Source organism: Planomonospora algeriensis (assembly GCF_977012225.1).
Genome location: NZ_CDRNDK010000460.1, coordinates 1 through 4894, shown reverse-complemented (window position 1 = coordinate 4894; position 4894 = coordinate 1). Strand labels below are relative to the sequence as shown.

Annotated in this window: 5 protein-coding genes; 3 read left to right on the top strand and 2 right to left on the bottom strand. The window is 72.1% G+C overall.

Annotated elements, in window-relative coordinates:
• The first annotated feature begins 109 nt into the window (after nucleotides 1–109).
• The 3 genes from argF to ACWJ6R_RS30235 all read left to right on the top strand — a co-directional run bounded on the left by argF (nucleotide 110) and on the right by ACWJ6R_RS30235 (nucleotide 3993).
• On the top strand, nucleotides 110–1114 hold the full coding sequence (argF, locus tag ACWJ6R_RS30245) for an ornithine carbamoyltransferase (protein ID WP_449065489.1): 1005 nt from the start codon (nucleotides 110–112) through the stop codon (nucleotides 1112–1114).
• Nucleotides 1114–2049: a carbamate kinase gene (arcC, locus tag ACWJ6R_RS30240; protein WP_449065488.1), complete on the top strand. Its 936-nt coding sequence runs from the start codon at nucleotides 1114–1116 to the stop codon at nucleotides 2047–2049. The genes argF and arcC overlap by 1 nt, the downstream gene beginning before the upstream one ends.
• Nucleotides 2050–2199: 150 nt before the next feature.
• Nucleotides 2200–3993 (top strand): sensor histidine kinase, encoded by a 1794-nt coding sequence (locus ACWJ6R_RS30235; protein ID WP_449065487.1) that lies wholly within the window; start codon nucleotides 2200–2202, stop codon nucleotides 3991–3993.
• Here ACWJ6R_RS30235 and ACWJ6R_RS30230 read toward each other — a convergent pair.
• A complete protein-coding gene (locus ACWJ6R_RS30230; RefSeq protein ID WP_449065486.1) occupies nucleotides 3936–4367 on the bottom strand; it encodes a pyridoxamine 5'-phosphate oxidase family protein in 432 nt (143 codons plus the stop codon). The genes ACWJ6R_RS30235 and ACWJ6R_RS30230 overlap by 58 nt on opposite strands.
• Before the next feature lie 30 nt (nucleotides 4368–4397).
• Nucleotides 4398–4894, bottom strand: a 497-nt coding sequence (locus ACWJ6R_RS30225) for a LuxR C-terminal-related transcriptional regulator (RefSeq protein WP_449065485.1), incomplete at its 5' end; no start/stop codon positions are given.

Sequence of the window (4894 nt, the reverse complement as noted above, 5' to 3'; positions counted from 1 at the left end):
GGGGGCCCGCGCTGCATGAGCTGCCCGATCGAGCGCGACGGCATCTGACCGCCCGTCCGCCGAATCCACCGATTCCACGGAACCCACAGAATTCACAGGGGGAAGAACAATGGCGTTCAACCTGCGTCACCGCAGTTTCCTGAGAGAGCTGGACTTCACTCCGCAGGAGATCCGCTACCTGATCGATCTGGCGGCCGACCTCAAGGCCGCCAAGTACGGGGGCTATGAGCGGTCCCGGCTGACCGGCAAGAACATCGCGCTGATCTTCGAGAAGACCTCCACCCGCACCCGCTGCGCGTTCGAGGTCGCCGCCCACGACCAGGGCGCGCACGTCACCTACCTCGACCCGGGCGGCTCGCAGATGGGCCACAAGGAGTCGGTGAGGGACACCGCGCGGGTGCTGGGGCGGATGTACGACGGCATCGAGTTCCGGGGAAGGAGGCAGGCGCACGTGGAGGAGCTGGCCGCCCACTCCGGGGTGCCGGTGTGGAACGGCCTCACCGACGAGTGGCACCCCACGCAGATGCTCGCCGACGTGCTCACCATGCGCGAGCACAGCGACAAGCCGCTGGGGGAGATCTCCTACGCCTACCTCGGCGACGCCCGCAACAACGTCGGCAACTCGCTGCTGGTCATCGGCGCGCTGCTCGGCATGGACGTGCGGCTGGTCGCGCCGGAGGCGCTCTGGCCGGACGAGGAGACGGTCGTCCGGCCGGCGCGCGAGCTCGCCGCGCTCACGGGCGCCAGGCTCACCCTCACCGCCGACGTCGCCGAGGGCGTCCGGGGCGTCGACTTCCTCTACACCGACGTGTGGGTCTCCATGGGGGAGCCGAAGGAGGTGTGGGACGAGCGCATCGGGCTGCTGCTGCCGTACCAGGTGAACGCCGAGCTGGTGGCGGCGACCGGCAACCCGGCGGTGAAGTTCATGCACTGCCTGCCGGCCTTCCACAACCGGGAGACCGCGGTCGGCGAGGACCTGTTCGCCAAGACCGGCCTGGAGGCGCTGGAGGTGACCGAGGAGGTCTTCGAGTCGCCGCGGTCCATCGTGTTCGACCAGGCCGAGAACCGCCTGCACACGATCAAGGCGATCATGGTCGCCACCTTGGGGGAGTGATGCGCGTCCTCGTCGCCCTGGGGGGCAACGCGCTGATGCGGCGCGGGGAGAGCCCGGACGCCGACGTCCAGATCGCCAACGTCGCCGTCGCCGTCAAGACGCTGGCCGACGTCGCGGCCCGCCACGAGCTGATCATCACGCACGGCAACGGCCCGCAGGTGGGCATGCTGGCGCTGGAGAGCGCCGGCGACCCCAACCTGAGCAGGCCGTACCCGTTCGACACGCTCGGAGCCCAGACGCAGGGGATGATCGGCTACTGGATGCTCCAGGCGCTGCAGAACGCGCTGCCGGGCCGCCAGGTCATCTCCATGATCAACCAGACGCTGGTCTCCGCGGTCGACCCGGCCTTCGACGAGCCGACCAAGTTCGTCGGGCAGGTCTACGACCGGCAGGAGGCCGAGCGGCTGGCCGGGGAGAACGGCTGGACCGTCAGGCCGGACGGTCCCCACTGGCGCAGGGTCGTGCCCTCGCCGCGGCCGCAGCGGGTGGTGGAGACCCGGCTGATCCGCAAGATGGTCCGCGACGGCGTCGTCACGGTCTGCGCGGGCGGCGGCGGCATCCCCGTCATCCGCAACGACAAGGGCCGGCTCCAGGGCGTCGAGGCGGTCGTCGACAAGGACCTCACCGGCGCGCTGCTGGCCGAGGCGCTGGAGTGCGACGCCTTCCTGATCCTGACCGACGTGCCCCGGGTCATGAAGGGCTTCGGCACCCCGGAGCAGGAGGAGATCGGCCACACGACCCCCCACGAGCTGCGCGGGCTGGACTTCCCCGCCGGATCGATGGGGCCGAAGGTGGAGGCGGCCTGCTCCTTCGTGGAGACCACCGGTGACATGGCCGCCATCGGCAGGCTGGACGACGCCGTGCGCATCCTGGAGGGTACGGCGGGCACCATCGTCACGCCCAACGCCACCTGGCCGCTGACCAGCACGCTGTGACGGGCCTGCGGGCCGGGAGGAGGCCCGCGGGAAGAGCACCCGCCGGGGCGGGTGCTCTTTTCGACCTCCCGGTGCCGGGTGGGAAGCTTGGGGGGTGAGCCGGGGCGTGCTGGAGGGATGGGCGTGGGCGAGAGATCTCTGATTCCGAACATGCGGCTGGACGACCTGCTGTCGGAGCTGCAGGACCGGCTGGAGACGGTGCTCGCCACCCGCGACCGGGTGCACGCGCTGCTGGAGGCCGTGGTCTCGGTCGGCAGCGACCTGGACCTGGAGACCGTGCTGCGGCGCATCACCGAGGCCGCGGCCAAGCTGGTCGACGCCCGCTACGCGGCGCTCGGCGTGATCGGCGAGGGCGGCACACTCGAGCGTTTCATCCCGGTGGGCGTCACCGAGGAGGAGATCGCGAGGATCGAGCACTGGCCGCACGGCAAGGGCCTGCTCGGCCTGCTGATCAAGGATCCGCAGACGCTGCGGATGACCGACCTGTCCGAGCACCCCGAGTCCTACGGCTTCCCCGCGGGCCATCCGCCGATGCGCAGTTTCCTGGGCGTGCCGGTGCGGGTGCGCGACGAGGTGTTCGGCAACCTCTACCTGACCGAGAAGGCCGGCGGCGGAGCCTTCGAGGAGGACGACGAGGCGGTCGTCAACGCGCTGGCCGCCGCCGCGGGCGTGGCCATCGAGAACGCCCGGCTGTACGAGGAGACCCGGCGCAGGGAGGACTGGCTGCGGGTCTCGTCGGAGGTGACCACCAGCCTGCTCTCCGGCGACGACCCGGGGGAGGTGCTCACCATCATGGCCCGCCGCGCCCGGGAGCTGACCGGGGCCGACACGGCGATGGTGAGCTTCCCGCACGAGGACATGGTGCGGATCGAGATCGTCGAAGGGTTCGGCGAGGAGCTGCTGCGCGCGCGGGACATGCAGATGGACAGGTCGCTGGCGGGCGCGGCGCTGCACACCGGCCGGCCGCAGAGCACGCCGGACCTGCAGGAGTTCGCCGGGCATCCGCCGCACCTGGAGGGGGTGCCGCTGGGCCCGGCCATCGCCGTGCCGCTGGGCGGGGCGGACGGAGCCCGCGGCGTGCTCGTCCTGGCCAAGCGGAGCGGGGCGTCGCCGTTCAACGAGGCGGACCTGCGGATGGCGGAGTCCCTGGGCGGGCAGGCGGCGGTCGCGCTGGAACTGGCCGGCGCGCGCCGCGACGCCGAGCGGCTGGGGCTGCTGGAAGACCGCGACCGCATCGCCAAGGACCTGCACGACGTCGTCATCCAGCGGCTGTTCGCGGTGGCCATGACGCTGATGAGCACGGTCCGCATGGTCGAGAACCCCGCCGCGTCGGCGCGGCTGCAGCACGCGGTGGACGAGCTGGACCAGACGATCAAGGAGATCCGCTCCACCATCTTCGCGCTGCAGTCGCCGCCGCAGGCCGGTCCGGCCCTCACACTGCGCGGCCGGGTGACGGAGCTGGTGGAGGCCGCTCGCGAGCAGCTCGGCTTCATGCCCGGCATCCGGATGGAGGGGCCGCTGGACAACACGGTGCCCGAGGAGGTGGGGGAGCAGCTCCGGGCGGTGCTGCGCGAGGCGCTGTCCAACGTCGCCCGCCACGCCCGGGCGAGCAGGGCGCAGGTGCTGGTCGAGGTGAGCGGCGGCACGCTGCTGCTGGAGGTGAGCGACAACGGCGTCGGCATCCCCGAGGGCGGGCGGCGCAGCGGGCTGCGCAACCTGGCGGAGCGGGCCGAGCGCCTGGGCGGTGCCTTCACCGCGGAGCGCGCCGAGGCGGGGGCAGCCGCCTGCGCTGGCAGGTCCCCCTCGACCGGGGCTGATCCCGGCCTGCCGGCGTGCCCCGGACGGTCAGGGCGGTCAGCGGAGGGGCGCGGTGAGCGGGCCCGCCCTCAGGGGTGCGTGTCGACCCGGCGGCCGGAGACCCGCTCGATCGGCAGGACGATGTAGTGGTCCCGGGCCTGCGGGGAACCCGGGTCGCGGGAGGTCCACGGGGCCAGCGGGAGGTGCGCCAGCCGGCTGACCTCGCGGGCCTCCCGGGCGGTCCGGGCCTGCCCGACGACGGTCACCGACCATCCGGTACGGCCGTGCGGGTCGAAGGCGTCGGCCTCCACGGCCACGATGGTGTCGCGCACCGCGGACGCCAGCTTGGAGCCGGAGCCGGTGCGGATCACCAGGTCGTCCCCGTCCAGCACGTAGTTGACCGGCTGGATCGCGGGCAGCGCCCGGTCGGTGAAGACGATGCGCCCCAGCGGAGTGGAGGCGAGCAGCTGTATGCATTCGGCGCGGGTGAGCACCCGCAGCCCGGCGGCGTCGACTTTCATGCCTCCAGCATCACCGCCGGCCCGCCGGGATCACCAGGGACGAAGGTCTCCCCGGTCACCGCGTTCGGCCTTGAGCCGGGTGACCAAAGCCGCGGCCTGGGTGCGGCGCTGCATGTCGAGCTTGCCGAGCAGGTTGGAGACGTAGTTCTTGACCGTCTTCTCCGCCAGGAACATCCGCTCGCCGATCTGCCGGTTGGTCAGCCCCTCGCCGATCAGGTCCAGGATCTGCCGCTCCTGCGCCGACAGGGCCGACAGCGGGTCCTTGCGGCTCTCCTGGTCGCGCAGGCGCGCCAGCATGGTTGCGGTCGTCTGCGGGTCGAGCAGCGACTGGCCCGAGGCCACGGTGCGCACGGCGCCGACCAGGTCGGAGCCGTGGATCTGCTTGAGGACGTATCCCGAGGCGCCCGCCATCACCGCGTCGAACAGCGCGTCGTCGTCGGCGAAGGAGGTCAGCATCAGGCAGGCGAGCCCGGGCAGGCGGGAGCGGACCTCGCGGCACACATCGACGCCGCTCCCGTCGGGCAGGC

Excerpts from the sequence above, each read along its gene's own strand:
- argF (WP_449065489.1), top strand. The coding sequence starts at position 110 with ATGGCGTTCAACCTGCGTCACCGCAGTTTCCTGAGAGAGCTGGACTTC.
- arcC (WP_449065488.1), top strand. The coding sequence starts at position 1,114 with ATGCGCGTCCTCGTCGCCCTGGGGGGCAACGCGCTGATGCGGCGCGGG.
- ACWJ6R_RS30235 (WP_449065487.1), top strand. The coding sequence starts at position 2,200 with ATGCGGCTGGACGACCTGCTGTCGGAGCTGCAGGACCGGCTGGAGACG.
- ACWJ6R_RS30230 (WP_449065486.1), bottom strand. The coding sequence starts at position 4,367 with ATGAAAGTCGACGCCGCCGGGCTGCGGGTGCTCACCCGCGCCGAATGC.